19 protein-coding genes are annotated in these 18,741 nt (G+C 49.0%); 18 read left to right on the top strand and 1 reads right to left on the bottom strand.

Features of this window, described 5'->3' with window-relative positions; genetic code table 11:
* Positions 1 to 3: 3 nt before the first annotated feature.
* From uvrB to HT574_RS06425, 10 genes are all read left to right on the top strand, one after another.
* A complete protein-coding gene (uvrB, locus tag HT574_RS06470) occupies positions 4 to 1,983 on the top strand; it encodes an excinuclease ABC subunit UvrB (protein WP_017435681.1) in 1,980 nt (659 codons plus the stop codon).
* Between the two features lie 10 nt (positions 1,984 to 1,993).
* Positions 1,994 to 4,858: an excinuclease ABC subunit UvrA gene (gene uvrA / locus HT574_RS06465; protein ID WP_175243933.1), complete on the top strand. Its 2,865-nt coding sequence runs from the start codon at positions 1,994 to 1,996 to the stop codon at positions 4,856 to 4,858.
* A 91-nt stretch (positions 4,859 to 4,949) separates the two neighbouring features.
* Positions 4,950 to 5,276, top strand: a complete 327-nt coding sequence (locus HT574_RS06460; protein ID WP_175243932.1) for a magnetosome magnetite crystal formation protein family — start codon at positions 4,950 to 4,952, stop codon at positions 5,274 to 5,276.
* 21 nt (positions 5,277 to 5,297) lie between these two features.
* A complete protein-coding gene (locus HT574_RS06455; RefSeq protein WP_175243931.1) occupies positions 5,298 to 6,377 on the top strand; it encodes a DUF4097 family beta strand repeat-containing protein in 1,080 nt (359 codons plus the stop codon).
* 31 nt (positions 6,378 to 6,408) lie between these two features.
* Complete coding sequence (locus HT574_RS06450) at positions 6,409 to 6,768, top strand: phage holin family protein (protein WP_175243930.1); 360 nt, start codon at positions 6,409 to 6,411, stop codon at positions 6,766 to 6,768.
* 123 nt (positions 6,769 to 6,891) lie between these two features.
* Complete coding sequence (hprK, locus tag HT574_RS06445) at positions 6,892 to 7,827, top strand: HPr(Ser) kinase/phosphatase (protein ID WP_175243929.1); 936 nt, start codon at positions 6,892 to 6,894, stop codon at positions 7,825 to 7,827.
* 18 nt (positions 7,828 to 7,845) lie between these two features.
* The gene (lgt, locus tag HT574_RS06440) at positions 7,846 to 8,655 is read left to right on the top strand and encodes a prolipoprotein diacylglyceryl transferase (RefSeq protein WP_175243928.1); all 810 of its coding nucleotides are present in this window, start codon (positions 7,846 to 7,848) and stop codon (positions 8,653 to 8,655) included.
* A gap of 17 nt (positions 8,656 to 8,672) precedes the next feature.
* Positions 8,673 to 9,608, top strand: coding sequence for a nucleoside recognition domain-containing protein (locus HT574_RS06435; RefSeq protein ID WP_175243927.1), 936 nt, complete (start codon positions 8,673 to 8,675; stop codon positions 9,606 to 9,608).
* The gene (ppaX, locus tag HT574_RS06430) at positions 9,608 to 10,249 is read left to right on the top strand and encodes a pyrophosphatase PpaX (protein ID WP_042411012.1); all 642 of its coding nucleotides are present in this window, start codon (positions 9,608 to 9,610) and stop codon (positions 10,247 to 10,249) included. Before HT574_RS06435 ends, ppaX begins: the two co-directional genes overlap by 1 nt.
* Before the next feature lie 3 nt (positions 10,250 to 10,252).
* On the top strand, positions 10,253 to 10,771 hold the full coding sequence (locus HT574_RS06425) for an acyltransferase (RefSeq protein WP_175243926.1): 519 nt from the start codon (positions 10,253 to 10,255) through the stop codon (positions 10,769 to 10,771).
* A gap of 237 nt (positions 10,772 to 11,008) precedes the next feature.
* On the opposite strand, the gene HT574_RS06420 is transcribed toward HT574_RS06425, so the two are convergent.
* A complete protein-coding gene (locus HT574_RS06420) occupies positions 11,009 to 11,464 on the bottom strand; it encodes a MarR family winged helix-turn-helix transcriptional regulator (protein WP_175243925.1) in 456 nt (151 codons plus the stop codon).
* 508 nt (positions 11,465 to 11,972) lie between these two features.
* On the opposite strand from HT574_RS06420, the gene HT574_RS06415 reads away from it, so the two are divergent.
* From HT574_RS06415 to hisIE, 8 genes are all read left to right on the top strand, one after another.
* On the top strand, positions 11,973 to 13,151 hold the full coding sequence (locus tag HT574_RS06415) for an ATP phosphoribosyltransferase regulatory subunit (protein WP_175243924.1): 1,179 nt from the start codon (positions 11,973 to 11,975) through the stop codon (positions 13,149 to 13,151).
* Between the two features lie 263 nt (positions 13,152 to 13,414).
* A complete protein-coding gene (gene hisG, locus HT574_RS06410; RefSeq protein WP_175244193.1) occupies positions 13,415 to 14,035 on the top strand; it encodes an ATP phosphoribosyltransferase in 621 nt (206 codons plus the stop codon).
* Between the two features lie 14 nt (positions 14,036 to 14,049).
* Positions 14,050 to 15,318, top strand: coding sequence for a histidinol dehydrogenase (gene hisD / locus HT574_RS06405; protein ID WP_081160809.1), 1,269 nt, complete (start codon positions 14,050 to 14,052; stop codon positions 15,316 to 15,318).
* Between the two features lie 13 nt (positions 15,319 to 15,331).
* Positions 15,332 to 15,919 (top strand): imidazoleglycerol-phosphate dehydratase HisB, encoded by a 588-nt coding sequence (gene hisB / locus HT574_RS06400; protein ID WP_042410576.1) that lies wholly within the window; start codon positions 15,332 to 15,334, stop codon positions 15,917 to 15,919.
* Positions 15,916 to 16,557, top strand: a complete 642-nt coding sequence (gene hisH / locus HT574_RS06395; protein ID WP_175243923.1) for an imidazole glycerol phosphate synthase subunit HisH — start codon at positions 15,916 to 15,918, stop codon at positions 16,555 to 16,557. The genes hisB and hisH overlap by 4 nt, the downstream gene beginning before the upstream one ends.
* Complete coding sequence (hisA, locus tag HT574_RS06390) at positions 16,557 to 17,294, top strand: 1-(5-phosphoribosyl)-5-[(5-phosphoribosylamino)methylideneamino]imidazole-4-carboxamide isomerase (RefSeq protein ID WP_042410572.1); 738 nt, start codon at positions 16,557 to 16,559, stop codon at positions 17,292 to 17,294. The genes hisH and hisA overlap by 1 nt, the downstream gene beginning before the upstream one ends.
* Positions 17,291 to 18,049: an imidazole glycerol phosphate synthase subunit HisF gene (hisF, locus tag HT574_RS06385; RefSeq protein ID WP_017435698.1), complete on the top strand. Its 759-nt coding sequence runs from the start codon at positions 17,291 to 17,293 to the stop codon at positions 18,047 to 18,049. The genes hisA and hisF overlap by 4 nt, the downstream gene beginning before the upstream one ends.
* Positions 18,046 to 18,678 (top strand): bifunctional phosphoribosyl-AMP cyclohydrolase/phosphoribosyl-ATP diphosphatase HisIE, encoded by a 633-nt coding sequence (gene hisIE / locus HT574_RS06380; RefSeq protein WP_061580144.1) that lies wholly within the window; start codon positions 18,046 to 18,048, stop codon positions 18,676 to 18,678. The genes hisF and hisIE overlap by 4 nt, the downstream gene beginning before the upstream one ends.
* The last annotated feature ends 63 nt before the right edge of the window (positions 18,679 to 18,741 follow it).

Below are 18,741 nucleotides of genomic sequence, written 5' to 3'. Positions count from 1 at the left end.
TCGGTGGGAGACCGTTTTGAGTTGGTATCAGCATATCAGCCGCAAGGAGATCAGCCGCAGGCGATTGCCAAACTGGTCGAAGGCATTCGCAAAGGAGTAAAGCACCAAACGCTGTTAGGGGCAACGGGAACGGGAAAGACGTTTACGATTTCGAACGTGATTAAAGAGGTAAACAAACCGACGCTTGTCATTGCCCATAATAAAACGCTGGCAGGGCAATTGTACAGCGAGTTGAAGGAGTTTTTCCCGAACAACGCCGTTGAATATTTTGTCAGCTATTATGATTATTATCAGCCGGAAGCGTATGTGCCGCAGACGGATACGTATATTGAAAAAGACGCGAAGATTAATGATGAAATTGATAAATTGCGGCACTCGGCCACATCGGCGCTGTTTGAGCGGCGCGACGTTATTATTGTCGCCAGCGTGTCATGCATTTACGGCCTAGGTTCGCCGGAAGAATACCGCGAGCTTGTCGTATCGCTGCGCGTCGGCATGGAAATCGAGCGAAATGCTTTGCTGCGCCGCTTAGTCGACATCCAATATGAGCGAAACGACATTGATTTTCAACGCGGAACGTTCCGCGTCCGCGGCGATGTCGTCGAAATTTTTCCAGCTTCACGGGACGAGCATTGCATCCGTGTCGAGTTTTTTGGCGATGAAATTGACCGCATTCGCGAGGTGGACGCCCTAACAGGCGAAGTGATCGCCGAGAGGGAGCATGTCGCGATTTTTCCGGCATCCCACTTCGTCACACGGGAAGAAAAAATGCGTATTGCCATTGAAAATATTGAAAAAGAGTTAGAAGAACGGCTGCGCGAATTGAGAGAGCAGGGGAAATTGCTGGAAGCGCAGCGGCTCGAGCAGCGGACGCGCTATGATTTGGAAATGATGCGGGAAATGGGCTTTTGCTCAGGAATTGAAAACTACTCCCGCCATTTGGCGCTCCGTCCGCCAGGTTCGACGCCGTATACGCTGCTTGATTACTTTCCTGACGATTTTTTGATTATTGTGGATGAGTCCCATGTGACCTTGCCGCAACTCCGCGGCATGTATAACGGGGACCGGGCGCGCAAGCAAGTGCTTGTCGACCACGGCTTTCGTCTGCCGTCTGCGCTCGATAACCGCCCGTTAACGTTTGAGGAGTTTGAACAAAAAATCAATCAAATTATTTATGTTTCCGCCACTCCTGGTCCGTATGAGCTCGAACATAGCCCGGAAGTCGTCGAGCAAATTATTCGCCCGACCGGGCTTTTGGATCCGACAATTGACGTCCGCCCGATCAAAGGGCAAATCGACGATTTAATCGGTGAAATTCAGGAGCGCGTGAAGCGAAATGAACGGACGCTTGTGACGACGCTGACGAAAAAAATGGCCGAAGATTTAACAGATTACTTGAAAGAAGTCGGCATTAAGGTGGCGTATTTGCATTCGGAAATTAAAACGCTCGAGCGCATTGAAATCATTCGTGATTTGCGGCTCGGCAAATATGATGTGCTTGTTGGAATTAACTTGTTAAGAGAAGGGCTGGATATTCCGGAAGTATCGCTTGTCGCCATTTTGGATGCGGACAAAGAAGGCTTTTTGCGCTCCGAACGTTCGCTGATCCAAACGATTGGCCGCGCGGCAAGAAACGCGAATGGCCATGTTATTATGTACGCCGATACGATTACGAAATCGATGGAAATTGCGATTAATGAAACCAAACGGCGCCGTGCGATTCAAGAGGCGTATAACCGTGAGCACGGCATCGTACCGCAGACGGTGAAGAAAGAAATTCGCGATGTCATCCGCGCGACATACGCTGCGGAAGAAAAAGAAACATACGACGCGAAACCGTCTTACAGCAAGATGACGAAGAAAGAGCGGGAAAAACTGATTGCCGATTTGGAGAAAGAAATGAAAGAGGCGGCCAAAGCGTTGGATTTCGAACGGGCTGCCCAACTTCGCGACATTATTTTCGAGTTAAAAGCGGAAGGATGATTATCTGTCTATGGCAACCGATAAAATCATCGTCAAAGGAGCAAGAGCTCATAATTTAAAAAATATTGACGTCGAAATTCCCCGTGACAAGCTCGTCGTTTTGACGGGGCTTTCCGGTTCGGGGAAATCGTCGCTTGCCTTTGATACGATTTACGCGGAAGGCCAGCGGCGCTATGTCGAATCGCTGTCGGCGTATGCCCGGCAATTTTTAGGGCAAATGGATAAGCCGGATGTTGACGCGATTGAAGGGCTGTCGCCGGCGATTTCGATCGACCAGAAAACGACAAGCCGCAATCCGCGTTCGACTGTCGGAACAGTGACGGAAATTTACGATTATTTGCGGCTTTTGTTTGCCCGCATCGGCCGCCCGGTTTGTCCGGAGCACGGCATTGAAATTACGTCACAAACGATCGAACAGATGGTCGACCGCCTTCTTGCCTATCCGGAGCGGACAAAAATGCAAATTCTCGCTCCGATTGTTTCCGGACGCAAAGGGACGCACGCTAAAACGCTGGAAGATATCCGCAAACAAGGATATGTACGCGTGCGCGTCGACGGAGAAATGCGGGAGCTGACCGAAAACATTGAGTTGGAAAAAAACAAAAAGCATTCGATTGAAGTGGTAGTGGACCGCATCGTGATGAAAGAAGGCATTGCTTCGCGGCTGGCCGATTCGTTGGAGACTGCGCTAAAGCTGGCTGATGGAAAGGTGCTGATCGATGTCATTGGGCAGGAGGAACTGCTATTTAGCGAAAAACACGCCTGCCCATACTGCGGTTTTTCGATTGGCGAACTCGAGCCGCGCCTGTTTTCGTTTAACAGTCCGTATGGCGCCTGTCCAGACTGTGACGGTCTCGGTGCCAAACTTGAAGTTGACCCGGATTTGGTCATCCCTAATGACGAATTGACGCTGCGTGAACATGCGATTGCCCCGTGGGAGCCGCAAAGCTCGCAATATTATCCGCAGCTGTTAGAGGCGGTGTGCCGCCATTACGGCATTGACATGGATGTGCCGGTAAAAGATTTGCCGAAAGAGCAGCTTGATAAAATTTTATACGGAAGCGACGGCGAGACGATCTACTTCCGCTACCAGACCGATTTCGGGCAAATCCGTGAGCAATATATCGTTTTTGAAGGCGTTATTCCGAACATTGAGCGCCGTTACCGCGAAACAAGCTCCGATTACATCCGCGAGCAAATGGAAAAATATATGGCACAGCAGCCATGCCCGACGTGCAAAGGCAACCGCTTGAAAAAAGAAAGCCTCGCCGTGCTCGTTGGCGGCAAACATATCGGCGAAGTGACGGCGTTGTCGGTTACGGAGGCGCTCGAGTTTTTCGCTAATTTGAAGCTGAGCGAAAAAGAACAAAAAATCGCCCATCTCATTTTGCGCGAAATTACCGAGCGGCTCGGCTTTTTAAAAAACGTCGGCCTCGATTACTTGACGCTGAATCGTTCCGCCGGGACGCTTTCCGGTGGAGAGGCGCAGCGCATTCGCTTGGCGACGCAGATCGGCTCGCGGCTAACAGGGGTGCTGTATGTGTTGGACGAACCGTCAATCGGCCTGCATCAGCGCGACAACGACCGCCTGATCGCGACGCTCAAAAGCATGCGCGATCTTGGCAATACGCTGATTGTCGTCGAGCATGACGAAGATACGATGCTGGCTGCCGATTATTTAATCGATATCGGGCCGGGCGCGGGCATTCACGGCGGCAAAGTCGTCGCCGCCGGGACGCCGCAAGAGGTGATGAATAATCCAAATTCGCTGACCGGACAATATTTGTCAGGGAAAAAGTTTATTCCGGTTCCGACCGAACGGCGCAAGCCGGATGGACGATGGTTAGAGATTGTCGGCGCGAAAGAAAATAATTTAAAAAACGTGTCGGTGAAAATTCCGCTTGGCACGTTTGTCGCGGTCACCGGCGTGTCCGGTTCGGGAAAAAGCACGCTCGTCAACGAAATTTTGTACAAGGCGCTGGCGCAAAAACTGCAGCGCGCCAAAGCAAAACCGGGTGAACATAAAGCGATCAAAGGACTGGAGCATTTAGAAAAAGTGATCGACATCGACCAGTCGCCGATCGGACGGACGCCGCGCTCGAACCCGGCGACCTATACCGGCGTGTTTGACGATATCCGCGAAGTATTTGCCGCCACGAACGAAGCAAAAGTGCGCGGCTACAAAAAAGGCCGCTTCAGCTTTAACGTGAAAGGCGGGCGATGTGAAGCGTGCCATGGCGACGGCATTATTAAAATTGAAATGCACTTTCTGCCGGATGTGTACGTCCCGTGCGAAGTATGCCATGGCAAGCGGTACAATCGCGAAACGCTTGAAGTAACGTACAAAGGCAAAAATATTGCCGAAGTGCTGGAGATGACGGTGGAAGATGCGCTCGAGTTTTTCGCCAATATCCCGAGAATTAAACGGAAACTGCAGACGCTCTATGATGTCGGGCTCGGATATATGAAACTTGGACAGCCGGCGACGACATTATCCGGCGGGGAAGCGCAGCGCGTCAAATTGGCGGCGGAGCTGCATCGCCGCTCGAACGGGCGCACGCTTTATATTTTGGACGAGCCGACGACCGGCCTTCACGTCGATGACATTGCCCGTTTATTGAAAGTATTGCAGCGTTTGGTTGATAACGGAGATACCGTTCTTGTCATTGAACACAATCTCGATGTCATTAAAACAGCGGACTACATTATCGACCTTGGCCCGGAAGGCGGCGAGCATGGCGGGCAGATTGTTGCAACGGGAACGCCGGAAGAGGTGGCAGAAGCAGAAAGCTCCTACACCGGCCGCTATTTAAAACCGATATTGGAACGCGACCGCGAGCGTATGCGGGCGCTGTATGAAACGGCAAGGGCATAAGCCTTTGCCGTTTTTTTACCGTATGCCCGGCGAAACTTTTCTGCATGGCTGCCGTATATAAATTATATAGAACAAAAGGAGGAATTTGTTGGTGAATTCCAATAAAGTGCTTGCATCCTTATGTTACTTCAGCATTTTCTTTGCTGGATTCATCTTTCCGATTGTCGTTTACTTTGTCACCGATCATCCGGAAGTAAAACGCCATGCAAAAAAAGCGTTGCTTTCCCATTTGATTCCAGCTCTGACCATTTTGTTGTTTATCGTCAGCGCTATTTTTGCTGGATGGACAGGGAGAGGCAGCGACGTGTCATTTTGGGTTGGCGGCGGCCTAGTATGGATTGGTTTTATTGCGGCAGGGATCGTCAATTTGGTTGTGGTCATTTGGAATATTATTAGGGGGATTCAAGTGTTAAAATAAATAATGAAAGGAGAGCGCCCCATGGAGGAAAAAAAGCGCATACTTAACATGGTCAAAGAAGGAAAACTGACGGTGGAAGAAGCGTTGATGCTACTGGAACAGTTAGACCAAAAAAAGAGCGATAACGGTTTTTCATCATCGTCTTATGCGTCCGGACCGTATGCGGACGCCAAGCAGCATTCGGTCAAAATGGCCTCTCTCAAAGAAAAACTGGTGGACTTTTTCGATATGGCTGTCAAAAAGGTAAAAGAATTTGATTTCCAATTTGCCAACGCATTTGAAATAAAACATGTTTTCCATCAAAGCGATGCAAAGCTGCAAGAAATGGATGTATATATTGCCAATGGAAATATAAAGATGATACCATGGGACCAAGCGGATGTCCGCATTGAATGCGAAGCAAAAGTGTACCGTTCGGAATCGGCGGATGCAGCGCGCCGCGCCTTTACCGAAGAGGCGGTATTTTCCGCGCGGGATGGTTGTTTGCACTTTTCCGTTTCCAAGCCGTTTATGAAAACCGATGCCGTTATTTATATTCCGAAAACATCGCTTCAAGACGCAAAATTTCGCTTGCTTAATGGCAATATAAATATAGAAGACGTCCACATGGATAAGCTGCACATTAAAAACGTGAATGGGAGTATGATGCTGCACCGTCTTGTCGGTAAAGAGGCGGAGTTGGAAACGGCCAATGGGTCGATCGTGCTTGAACACAGCACATTCGAGGAAGTCGAAGCGGAAACGATTCATGGAGAAATCAAGCTCGATGGCCATTATCGTTATGCGCGGCTGCGGACGTTTAGCGGCGGAATTACGTACGCGACGGAAAGAGAAGATGGAGTCGTGACGGGAAAAACGGTGACGGGAAACATTACGTTGCTTTTGCCGCGCGATATATGCTTGGAAGGGGAAATGAGAACGAACCTAGGTGGATTAGTGTACCGTCATCCGAATGCATTTTTAGTGGAAGAAAAGCAAGAAACCGCGCAAAAAGCAATTCGTTTTCAATGTCAAAATAGCGCAAAGCCGCCGTTTCATATTTATGTGGATTCCAAAGCGGGCTCCGTTTCCCTACATGTGGCTGAAGACGGTGACAAGTAGCCGAAAGTGATCATAAAAAGATGGTGATAAGATGCTCAACTGGTTAATTGGCGTATTTGTGAATACGGTATTATTGGTGGCGATTGATGGATATTTTGATTCCATTCGATTCAGCGGCATTGGCGCCGCTTTTATCGCCAGCATGATTTTAGCCATTCTAAATGTGATCGTGCGTCCTATTTTAATTTTGCTTACGCTGCCGGTGACGATTTTAACGCTCGGATTATTTTTGTTCGTGATTAATGCGATTACATTGAAGATGACCGCGGCGCTGATGGGAGATGCGTTTGAAATCAACGGGTTTGGTACCGCGCTGTTGGCTTCGATCGTTCTTTCCTTTTTCCATTTGCTTATTCAAAAAGCGATTATTGAGCCGCTGCGGCAAAAATAGGCGATTAGGGGCGGAACAAAGAGAGGTTTCCGCCTCTTTTTGTTTGCAGCGATGTTTTTCATTCAATGAAATTAAGAAAAGTGCTAAAATGGAAAAAGACAAAGAAAGGGGAGAAGTGCCGACATGCCGAAAGTGCGTACAAAAGACATTATCGAAAAATTCCAGTTAGAGTTAGTCAGCGGTGCGGAAGGCATTTACCGCCCGATTACGACAAGTGACCTATCCCGTCCTGGCATTGAAATGGCAGGCTATTTTGCTTATTATCCGGCTGAGCGCATTCAGTTATTGGGCAAAACAGAACTGTCATTTTATGAAACGTTAAGTCCGGAAGAGAAAAGAACGAGAATGGAGAGACTTTGCACCGATATTACTCCTGGAATTATTATTTCCCGCGGATTGGAAGTGCCGCCGGAACTGATCGAAGCTTCCGAGCGGCAGTCGGTGCCGGTGATGCGTTCGACAATGAAAACGACCCGTCTTTCGAGCCGGTTGACGAATTATTTGGAGAGCAAACTCGCCCCGACAACGGCGGTGCACGGCGTGTTGGTCGACGTTTACGGTGTCGGGGTATTAATTACTGGGAAAAGCGGGGTCGGCAAAAGTGAAACGGCTCTGGAACTAGTCAAGCGCGGTCATCGCCTTGTCGCGGACGACTGTGTCGAAATCCGCCAGGAAGATGAAGATATGTTGGTTGGCAGCGCGCCGGAGTTAATTGAGCATTTGCTGGAGATTCGCGGGTTAGGCATTATTAATATGATGACATTATTTGGCGCCGGTGCGGTGCGGACGCATAAACGCATTTCACTAGTGATTGATTTGGAACTTTGGGATCCGAATAAACAATATGATCGTCTTGGCCTCGAAGAAGAAAAAGTAAAAATTTTGGATACGGAATTGCCGAAATTGACAATACCGGTTCGTCCGGGAAGAAACCTTGCCGTCATTGTCGAGGTCGCTGCGATGAATTTTCGTTTGAAGAGGATGGGAGTCAACGCCGCAGAGGAGTTTTCCGCGCGTTTGACCGATGCAATTGAAGACGGGGAGCGCGATTACGAATAATAGTTAGGAGGAGAATGGATGGAGTCGACGATTCAGCCGCTAGACCGTGTCTTTTTGCATCTTGGTCCGATCACCATTTACTGGTACGGGGTGATTATCGGAACGGGAGTATTAATCGGGCTATGGCTTGCGACAAGAGAAGGAGTACGGCGAGGACTGCCGAAAGAAACGTTTGTCGATCTTGTTTTGTTCGCCGTGCCCATTGCGATTTTGTGCGCGCGCGCCTATTACGTGATTTTTGAGTGGAATTATTATTCGAAACATATATCGGAAATCCCGAAAATTTGGGAAGGCGGCCTTGCCATTCACGGAGGATTGATCGGCGCAGTCGCGACAGGGATCGTCTTTGCGAAGGCGCGGGGGCTTTCGTTTTGGAAGCTGGCCGATATCGCGGCGCCAAGCATTATTTTAGGGCAGGCGATCGGACGCTGGGGCAATTTTATGAACCAAGAAGCGCATGGTGGCCCAGTGACGCGGGAGTTTCTCGAAAGCTTGCACTTGCCGGATTTTATTATCAACCAAATGTATATTAACGGCCAATATTACCATCCGACGTTTTTATATGAGTCGCTGTGGGATTTTGTGGGCTTTTTGCTGCTGCTGTGGTTGCGGCGCGTCAATCTGCGGCGTGGGGAACTGTTTCTCAGCTATTTGATTTGGTATTCGATCGGCCGGTTTTACATTGAAGGGATGCGCACCGATAGTTTGATGCTGACAAGTCATCTTCGCATCGCGCAAGTCGTTTCCGTTGCGCTCATTATACTTTCGGTATGTTTATGGGTATACCGCAGAATGAAAGGGTTAGCCAAGGAACGTTATCGAGATTAGCAAAGGAGAGAAGAGAGATGGCTGGCATATTGCGGCGCGGGTTTTTCGTCGGTTTGCAAACGACGTGGACGCTTGGAAAAGTGATTTTTCCGATTACGTTAATCGTATCGATTTTGCAGCATACACCGGTATTGCAATGGGTTATTCAGCTTGTCACTCCGTTCATGAAATGGATTGGCTTGCCGGGGGACGCGGCGATACCGCTTGTGCTTGGCAACTTATTAAACTTGTACGCCGGAATTGGCGCGATTTTAACATTGGACTTAACGGTAAAAGAAGTATTAATTTTGGCGATCATGCTTTCGTTTTCTCATAACTTGCTCATCGAGTCGACCGTCGCGTCGCGCACCGGCATGAGCATTGCGCTAATGATTATTGTTCGCATCGGGCTCGCGCTTGTTTCCGCTCTATTGATTCATTATCTTTGGCATGGGGGGAGCGAAACAGCACAATACGGTTTTGTTTCGAATTCTCCAGAGCAGTTGACAAGCTGGGGCGCGATTTTGTTTGACGGGGTGAAAAAAGCGTGCCTTGGGATCGTGCAGTTGGCGGTGATCGTGATTCCACTTATGCTTGGAATTCAAATATTAAAAGAGTTAAAATGGATCCATATTTTTTCGCGTTGGATGGCGCCGGTGATAAAAGTGCTTGGCATGAAAGAAAACACCTCTTTGACATTGGCAGCTGGGCTCGTGTTCGGTTTAGCGTACGGCGCGGGGGTGATGATTCAGGCGGTAAAAGAAGACGGCGTATCGAAACGTGATTTAACATTGGCCTTTATTTTCCTTGTGTCATGTCACGCCGTTGTGGAAGATACGCTCGTATTTGTTCCACTTGGAATTCCGGTATGGCCGCTGCTTGTCATCCGGCTGGCCACCGCTATTTTATTAACCATGCTTATCAGTTTTATTTGGAATCGTGTTGGAGAAACAAAAAGAAAGGAAGCCGCATAATGACGATTCGCACCATTTTATTTGATCTCGATGGAACCTTAATTGATACGAATGAACTTATTATTCAATCCTTTTTGCATACGTTGGAAATCTACTATCCCGGCAAATACAAACGTGAGGATGTATTGCCATTTATCGGCCCATCGCTGCATGAAACGTTCAGCGCATTGGATCCGTTGCGCACGCAAGAAATGGTTGATACGTATCGCTCATTCAATCTTGCGCATCATGACGCGCTCATCCGCGAATTTGAAACGGTGTATGAAACGATCGAAACGTTGCACCAGCACGGGTTCCGTCTCGGCGTCGTGACGACAAAAATTCATCAGACGGCAGTGATGGGACTGCAAAAAACGCGGCTTGCGCCGTTTTTTGATTGCGTCATCGGCCTCGATGATGTCAAGCGCCCGAAACCGGATCCGGAGCCGATTTATAAAGCGCTGGACTTGCTGCAATCAACGCCGGATGAAGCGTTAATGGTCGGTGATAATTATCACGATATTTTGGCAGGAAAAAACGCTGGCACAAAAACAGCGGGAGTAGCGTGGACGATTAAAGGTCGGGAGTATTTGGAACAATATGAACCGGATTTTATGCTGGAAAAAATGAGCGACTTATTGGCGATTGTAGGAGTGGAATAATAGGTGAGACGGACGACGAAATATCCGGTATCAGGAGCAAATTCTCTATGGCAAATTTATAAAACCGTGTCGTTTTGGAAAGTGCTCAAAAACGTGATCGTCATTCAAATCGGCCGCTACACGCCGTTTTTAGCGGTGAAAAACTGGCTGTACCGCACGTTTTTGCGAATGAAAATCGGCGAAAAAACGGCGCTTGCCTTTATGGTCATGCCGGATATTATGTTTCCGGAAAAAATTCAAATCGGCCGCAATTGCATCATTGGCTACAATACGACGATTTTGGCGCATGAATACTTAATTGATGAATACCGCCTTGGCGATGTGATGATCGGAGATGAAGTGATGATTGGCGCCAACTCGACGGTTCTTCCCGGAGTGGTCATTGGCGACCGCGCCGTCGTCGCCGCCGGCACGGTCGTCCATAAAGATGTGCCGGCCGGAGCGTTTGTCGCCGGCAATCCGATGCAAATTATTTACACGAAAGAAGAGATGGAGCGAAGAAAAGATCATTCCCATGAATAGAATGGATTCTCCCACTTCCATTCATGTCGAGGTGGGAGATCGGTTTCTCCTTCATCCAGCGAGCTTGGCAGTTCCCAAGGTTCATTTGGCAGATTTTTAGCATTCAGATTCCTTCTTCACATCCATTCCTTTCTCACTTTCGTCCAATTTGCAAAGGAACTCTAATCTCTTTTTTGAGATAGATTTGTACGTTTTGGCTTCCGCTGTTTCTGTACATACGCTGTTCGGAAATGAGACTTATTCCAGCTTGCCCATAATTCGAATCATTTTGGTGATCGCATAGTCCAAGTCTATCAAGTCATCCTCGCTGAGTTTCCCTAACTTGTCACAAAATAGATGATAAATTTCTTCCCAACGTTTTTTTACGATGTCTTTCCCTTTTTCCGTCAGCATGAGTATAACAACTCGCCGATCAGTAGAATCTTGCATTTTTACCACATAATCTTTTTCCTCCAATTTCCGAATTAGAGGGGTCAACTGCTGTTTGGAAATTCTCAAGTGTTGGGCCAACTCCGTCATCGAGATTCCTGTCTTTGCATGGAACAAAGCTTCCAAAATGTGAAATTGCAAATGAGTTAAATCCGATTTTTTTTTCGGAATCGGGGTAGCCTGGATGATCGGTTTGAAAACTTTGTTATCAAACAGAGGAAGAAGTTGAGCAAAGCTTTCAGCGATTTTTTGAATCCGCGTCATTGGCATGCATCCTTTCTTTTTTAAAAACGTATTGGTATTTAGTAAATAATTATTTGTCATTCATTTGAGTTTTAGGTGGTTTATTTTTGACTTTTTTTATTAATTTTCCGGAGATAAAAGTAAATACTTATTAAATATTTTTTGGTTTATAGAACATATTTGTTTACTAAAGTTAGTTTATCTTGATGCCAATCATAATGCAATTTCATTCGTTGCCAAGGCAAGCAGACAACATCATGCCGGTCGCATGATTGCTCAAAAATAAGGAAGTCATGATTTCGTCTGGTTTAAAACGAGCAGGATGATGCGCCATCCTGCTCGTTTTATTGTTTTCTAAATTCTTTTCGTTCCGTACGAAAACGTATTTATTTGCGGCATTTTGTACGTCGCTTTCATTTAAAATGTATTTAATAGTTGACGCACGGACAAATGAGGAGTAAACTACTAGTAACTTCACTTCTCTACCATATTAGCAAACTAAAGTATTTATCATAAAGGACGTGTGGACATGACCAAAAAGCTGTTTATGTTCGAAAAACCGTTAGGCATGCGTGATACGTTGCCGTTTTTATATGAAATAAAAAAACGCGTCCGTCAAGTGATGGCGGATGAAATGGAAAAATGGGGCTATGAGTTTATTGAAACGCCGACGCTGGAGTATTATGAAACGGTCGGTTCGGCTTCGGCGATCGCGGACCATCGGCTGTTTAAACTGCTCGATCAGCAAGGGCATACGCTTGTGCTTCGCCCGGATATGACGGCGCCGATCGCAAGGCTGGCCGCTTCCCGGCTTTACAAAGATGGCAATCCACTCCGCCTTGCGTATAACGCCAACGTGTTCCGCGCCCAGCAGCACGAGGGAGGGCGTCCGGCGGAGTTTGAACAAATCGGCATCGAATGTATCGGGGACGGGACGATCGCGGCCGATGCGGAAGTGATTAGCTTAATGATTGCCATGCTGAAGCGGGCTGGGCTACAGCACTTTACGGTTACGATCGGCCATATTGGCTATGTCAACGCTTTATTTTTAGAGATTTTAGGAAATGAAGAGCGGGCTAGCGTATTACGACGCTTTTTATATGAAAAAAATTATGTTGGCTATCGCGAACACGTCCAATCACTGCCGCTTTCCTCGATTGATCAAAAACGCCTGCTTCAGCTTCTTTCGCTGCGTGGCAGCGGCATGATGCTGGAAGAGGCGAAAGAAGTGATCCATTGCGAAGAAGGGAAGCGTGCCGCCGAAGAGCTCGCTGCGCTGCTTCGCGCGCTGGACATGTACAGAGTCGCCGATGTGGTGAAATTCGATTTGACGCTCGTCAGCCATATGAGCTATTACACGGGTATTTTATTTGAAGTGTACGCCGAACAGGTCGGCTTTCCGATCGGAAATGGCGGCCGCTATGACGACCTGTTGGAGAAGTTTGCCCGCAAAGCTCCGGCGACTGGATTCGGCATTCGCGTCGATCGACTAATCGAAGCACTTGGGGAATCAGAAGCGGAGCCGAACATCGAGTGCATTGTATTTAGCCAGGAGCGGTTTGCTGAGGCGATTGAATTGGCTGACGCCAAGCGCCGTGAGGGAAAACGCGTCGTTTTGCAGCACATTTCCGGGATTCGGGATATTGATGCCTACAGCAAACGGTATCCATCGATGACGTATTTGCTTGGCAGCAAGGAAAAAGATTGATCAAGCGCGATGATTTACGAAAAAAAATTACTATTTGTTTATACATGGCTTTTCTGCCGTAATCCCCAAACGGGAATGCTGGCGGACAAATTTGATTTGTCCGCAAAGCGTTCGTCGTTGGGGACGGGCATGCCACGCATGCCCAGTCGGCAAGCATTGGCTTGCCGACTCCGGCAGAAAAGCCGGGTTCATTCTTTGTTTTTGTTGGCTACAGAGATTTTATTGTTACACTTTCAATCAACACTCATGAGGAGTGACAAATGATGCTCACTGTTGCGATGCCGAAAGGGCGTATTTTTGAAGAAGCGGTCGAGTTGCTACGTAAAGCGGACTACACGCTCCCGCCGGAATTTGCCGAGTCAAGAAAGCTCGTGATTGAGGTGCCGGAAGAGCAGATGCGTTTTATTCTCGCCAAGCCGATGGATGTCGTCACCTACGTCGAGCACGGGGTGGCGGATTTAGGCATTGCCGGCAAAGACGTGATGATGGAAGAAGAGCGCGATGTGTACGAGCTGCTAGATTTAAAGATCAGCAAATGCCATTTAGCGGTGGCAGGGCTGCCGGGTGTGCGCATGAACCAAATCGCCCCGCGCGTGGCGACGAAATACCCGAATATTGCCTCGAGCTATTTTCGCGAACAAGGCGAGCAAGTCGAGATCATCCGGCTTAACGGCTCCATCGAGCTGGCGCCGTTAATCGGGCTTGCGGACCGTATTGTCGATATTGTTTCGACCGGACGGACGCTGAAAGAAAACGGATTGGTGGAATTCGAGAAAATTGCGGATGTAACGTCGCGTTTAATCGTCAACCCGGTCAGCTACCGCATGAAAGATGAAGCGATTGATCGCCTTGTCGAGCGATTATCCGCAGTCATTCCACAATAAAGGGGAGAGCCGATGTGAAAATCGAACGAGTGACAAAACACTTGTCGCTGCGCCGCACGATTGAATCGGGAACGGAAGAGCAGCGCCGGGCGGTGCTAGAAATCATCGCCGATGTGCGCACACGCGGTGACGAAGCGCTGAAAGAGTATACGGAAAAATTTGATCAGGTGCGCCTTGCGTCGCTGCGTATAACAGAAAAGGAAATGGAACAGGCGTATCAACAAGTCAGCGCAGAGATGCTGGCGATTATCCGCGAAGCGGCGGCAAACATTCGCGATTATCATGAACGGCAAAAGCGGGAATCGTGGATTACCGCCAAAGAGGATGGTACGATCCTCGGTCAAAAAATAACGCCGCTCGATGCGGTCGGGCTTTATGTTCCTGGAGGGACAGCCGCCTACCCATCCTCCGTATTGATGAACGTCATTCCTGCTCAAGTCGCAGGGGTGAAGCGAATTGTGATCGTATCTCCACCAAATCAAGACGGGACGCTTCCGGCAGGCGTGTTAGTGGCGGCGAACGAATTAGGGGTAAGCGAAATCTATAAAGTCGGCGGCGCACAGGCGATTGCCGCGCTGGCGTACGGAACGGAGACGATTCGGCCCGTCGATAAAATTTTCGGGCCAGGCAATATTTATGTAGCGCTTGCTAAACGCGAAGTGTTTGGACAAGTGGCGATTGACATGATTGCCGGGCCGAGCGAAATCGTTGTGCTGGCCGATGAAACAGCCAATGCGGATGAAATTGCCGCTGATTTGTTGTCACAAGCCGAGCACGATGAGCGCGCTTCCGCGATTCTCGTCACGCCATCGATGAAATTGGCGCTTGCCGTTGCCAGCGAAGTCGAAAAACAGCTTGAAACGCTGCCGCGCAAAGCGATTGCCGCTTCGTCTCTGGAAAACTATGGAGCGATTTACGTGACGGAAACGCTGGACGAAGCAGTGAGAGTCGTCAATGAATTGGCGCCGGAACATTTGGAAGTGATGACGGCTGAGCCGCTGCAACTCCTTGGCCAAATCCGTCACGCAGGAGCGATTTTTTTAGGCCGGTTTAGCTCGGAGCCGGTCGGCGATTATTTCGCCGGCCCAAACCACGTGCTGCCGACCAATGGCACGGCGCGGTTTTCGAGCGGGCTAAGCGTCGACGAGTTTGTGAAAAAATCGAGCATCATTGTTTACAGCGAAACGGCGTTGAAACAAAATGCTGAAAAAATTGCTGCGTTTGCCCGCCTCGAAGGGCTCGAAGCGCATGCGCGCGCGGTAGAGGCGCGTTTCAAAAAATAAGGAGGATCTGGTCATGGCAAGACATGCATCGATTTTGCGAACGACAAAGGAGACGGATATTCAGCTGGAGTTTGTCATTGACGGGGAAGGAAAGGCGGAATTGGATACGGGCGTGCCGTTTTTGACCCATATGCTTGATTTATTTACGAAGCACGGACATTTTAATTTAACGGTCAAGGCGAAAGGCGACACGGAAGTGGATGACCATCATACGACCGAAGATATTGGGATTTGCCTCGGGCAAGCGCTGCGCGAGGCCCTTGGCGATAAAAAAGGGATTAAACGTTACGGAAACGCGTTTGTCCCGATGGACGAGGCGCTTGCCCAAGTCGTTGTCGATTTAAGCAACCGTCCGCATTTTGAGTTCCGCGGACAGTTTCCAAGCCAAAAAGTCGGAACGTTTGATGTCGAACTCGTGCATGAATTTTTATGGAAATTGGCGCTTGAAGCGCGCATGAATTTGCATGTTATCGTCCATTACGGGCGCAACACGCATCATATGATTGAAGCGGTATTTAAAGCGTTAGGGCGCGCGCTCGATGAAGCAACGATGATCGACCCGCGCGTCAAAGGCGTTCCATCAACGAAAGGGATGTTGTGACGATGATTGGCATTATTGACTATGGAATGGGAAACTTATACAGCGTCAGCAAAGCGCTGGAGCGTCTTGATTATCCGTATATGATTTCTGGTCATCCGAATGAATTAAAACAGGCGCGGGGGCTCATTTTGCCAGGTGTCGGTTCGTTTAAAGACGCGATGCATATTTTGCAGGAAACCGGTTTGGCCGGCTTCATCCGCACTGCTGCGGAGAACGGCACCCCGCTGCTTGGCATTTGCCTTGGCATGCAGCTGCTGTTTGAAGAGAGCGAAGAAAACGGATTAACAAAAGGATTGGGACTGTTGTCTGGCCGCGTCGTCCGCATCCCTGAGGAGGCGGCAAGCGGCGAACGCTATAAAGTGCCGCATATGGGCTGGAACCGGCTAAAGTTTCATCATCCTTCGCCGCTGCTTGACAATATAGAAGAAGGGCATGTTTATTTTGTTCATTCCTACTATGTCGTGACAGACGATGCAAAGACGGTGCTGGCAAGCAGTTCGTATAATGTCGAAGTACCGGCCGTGGTCGGCAAAGAAAACGTATTCGGCACCCAGTTTCATCCGGAAAAAAGCGGCGAGGTGGGCATGAAAATATTGCAAAACTATTTGGCGATCGTAGAAGGAAAGGGGAACGGATGATGGCGGGGTTTACGGTTTATCCAGCGGTTGATATGCGCGGCGGCAAATGCGTCCGCCTGCTGCAAGGCGATTATGGAAAAGAGACGGTATACGGTGATTCGCCGGTTGAAATGGCGGCGTTGTTCGCCGCGCAAGGCGCCGAATGGATTCATATGGTCGATCTTGACGGCGCAAAAGAAGGAAAGCGTGTCAATGATCGTTTCGTCGTCGAAGTGGCAAAACAGCTGCCGGTGAAAGTGCAAATTGGCGGCGGCATCCGGACGGAAGAGGATATTGTGTATTATTTAGAAAACGGTGTGGCGCGCGTCATTTTAGGGAGCGCTGCCATTGCTGATCCGCCGTTTGTCAAAGAAATGTTGAAAAAATACGGCGAGCGTATTGCCATCGGCATTGATGCGAGAGACGGGTTTGTCGCGACGGAAGGATGGCTTCACACTTCCAATGTCAAAGCGGAAGACCTTGGAAAAGAGCTCGCTGCAGCCGGGGCGCAAACGTTTATTTTTACCGATATCGCCACCGACGGAACGCTGTCAGGCCCAAATGTCGCGGCAGTCGTTGAAATGGCGCGGGCAACCGGAAAACAAGTCATTGCTTCCGGTGGCGTCAGCTCGCTCGCCGATCTTTTAGCGCTGCGAAAATACGCCAAGGAAGGCGTGGCCGGTGCGATTGTCGGCAAAGCGCTCTATACGAAGCAATTTACCGTCGCTGAGGCGCTTGAGGCGGTGAAAGACGAATGATTACGAAACGGATTATTCCCTGCTTGGATGTCAAAGACGGGCGCGTTGTGAAAGGCGTGCAGTTCGTTCAGCTTCGCGACGCCGGCGATCCAGTCGAACTGGCGAAGTTTTATGATGAACAAGGAGCGGATGAGCTTGTCTTTTTAGATATTTCCGCTTCGCACGAGGGACGGAAAACGATGGTCGAAGTTGTCGAGAAAGTTGCTGCACAATTGGCGATTCCGTTTACGGTCGGCGGCGGCATTCATTCGTTGGAGGATATGAAAACGATCTTGCGCGCTGGTGCCGATAAAGTGTCGCTGAATACGGCCGCCGTCCGCAATCCGCAGCTGATTACGGAAGGCGCGGACTTTTTTGGTTCGCAATGCATCGTCGTGGCGATTGATGCGAAATACGACGAAGCGATCGGTTCGTGGCGCGTTTATACGCATGGCGGGCGCAACGCAACTGATTTTGAAGTTGTCGAATGGGCAAAAGAAGCGGTCCGCCGCGGCGCGGGAGAAATTTTGTTGACCAGCATGGATTGCGATGGCGAAAAAAATGGATTTGATATCGAATTGACGAGGAAAGTAAGCGAAGCGGTGTCGGTTCCGGTCATTGCTTCCGGCGGGGCCGGGAAGGCGGAGCATTTCCTTGAAGTATTTGAAAAAGGGAAAGCAGACGCCGCGCTTGCCGCTTCGATTTTCCACTATAAAGAAACATCGGTGAAAGAAGTAAAAGCGTATTTAAAAGAAAGAGGGGTAAATGTACGATGAACCTCGCAAATATCCGTTTTGATGAAAAAGGGCTCGTTCCCGCGATTGTCCAAGATGCGCAAAGCAAAGAAGTATTGATGCTGGCCTATATGAATAGAGAGTCGCTACAAAAATCGCTAGAAACGGGGGAAACCTGGTTTTACAGCCGCTCGCGCCAGGAGCTTTGGCATAAAGGCGCTACTTCCGGCCATACGCAGCGCATCGTCGATATGCGCTATGACTGTGACAGCGATGCGCTTTTGGTGCTTGTCGAGCCCGCCGGGCCCGCTTGCCATACAGGAAGCTATTCGTGTTTTTCAAACCGTATGAACGGAGAAAAACATGAAGCTTCGCCAAATCGGTTTGCGATTATTAATAAGTTAGAGGAAATCATCGCCAAGAGGGATGCGGAACGTCCGGAGGGTGCATATACGACGTATTTGTTCGAAAAAGGCATCGATAAAATTTTAAAGAAAGTCGGAGAAGAAGCGGCGGAGGTTATTATCGCCGCAAAAAACCGCAGCCATGATGAGTTGAAATGGGAAGTGGCCGATTTATTGTATCATTTGCTGGTGCTGCTTCGCGAGCAAAAGCTGCCGCTTGATGCGGTGCTGGAAGTGCTGACGGAGCGGCATGACGCGAAATCATGATTACGGGCTGGCTTTTTTGCGCCGCCCGCTTATTTTTTGTCCGTTTTCCCGAAGAATATGGTA

It is taken from the genome of Parageobacillus sp. VR-IP (assembly GCF_013357975.1).
Lineage (GTDB): Bacteria > Bacillota > Bacilli > Bacillales > Anoxybacillaceae > Saccharococcus > Saccharococcus caldoxylosilyticus.
This window is presented reverse-complemented; position numbering and strand designations above follow the sequence as displayed.

What these genes read in the sequence shown, in the direction of transcription:
- uvrA (WP_175243933.1), top strand. Translation starts at nt 1,994, where the DNA reads ATGGCAACCGATAAAATCATCGTCAAAGGAGCAAGAGCTCATAATTTA.
- HT574_RS06455 (WP_175243931.1), top strand. Translation starts at nt 5,298, where the DNA reads ATGGAGGAAAAAAAGCGCATACTTAACATGGTCAAAGAAGGAAAACTG.
- HT574_RS06450 (WP_175243930.1), top strand. Translation starts at nt 6,409, where the DNA reads ATGCTCAACTGGTTAATTGGCGTATTTGTGAATACGGTATTATTGGTG.
- hprK (WP_175243929.1), top strand. Translation starts at nt 6,892, where the DNA reads ATGCCGAAAGTGCGTACAAAAGACATTATCGAAAAATTCCAGTTAGAG.
- lgt (WP_175243928.1), top strand. Translation starts at nt 7,846, where the DNA reads ATGGAGTCGACGATTCAGCCGCTAGACCGTGTCTTTTTGCATCTTGGT.
- HT574_RS06435 (WP_175243927.1), top strand. Translation starts at nt 8,673, where the DNA reads ATGGCTGGCATATTGCGGCGCGGGTTTTTCGTCGGTTTGCAAACGACG.
- ppaX (WP_042411012.1), top strand. Translation starts at nt 9,608, where the DNA reads ATGACGATTCGCACCATTTTATTTGATCTCGATGGAACCTTAATTGAT.
- HT574_RS06420 (WP_175243925.1), bottom strand. Translation starts at nt 11,464, where the DNA reads ATGACGCGGATTCAAAAAATCGCTGAAAGCTTTGCTCAACTTCTTCCT.
- HT574_RS06415 (WP_175243924.1), top strand. Translation starts at nt 11,973, where the DNA reads ATGACCAAAAAGCTGTTTATGTTCGAAAAACCGTTAGGCATGCGTGAT.
- hisG (WP_175244193.1), top strand. Translation starts at nt 13,415, where the DNA reads ATGCTCACTGTTGCGATGCCGAAAGGGCGTATTTTTGAAGAAGCGGTC.
- hisB (WP_042410576.1), top strand. Translation starts at nt 15,332, where the DNA reads ATGGCAAGACATGCATCGATTTTGCGAACGACAAAGGAGACGGATATT.
- hisA (WP_042410572.1), top strand. Translation starts at nt 16,557, where the DNA reads ATGGCGGGGTTTACGGTTTATCCAGCGGTTGATATGCGCGGCGGCAAA.
- hisF (WP_017435698.1), top strand. Translation starts at nt 17,291, where the DNA reads ATGATTACGAAACGGATTATTCCCTGCTTGGATGTCAAAGACGGGCGC.
- hisIE (WP_061580144.1), top strand. Translation starts at nt 18,046, where the DNA reads ATGAACCTCGCAAATATCCGTTTTGATGAAAAAGGGCTCGTTCCCGCG.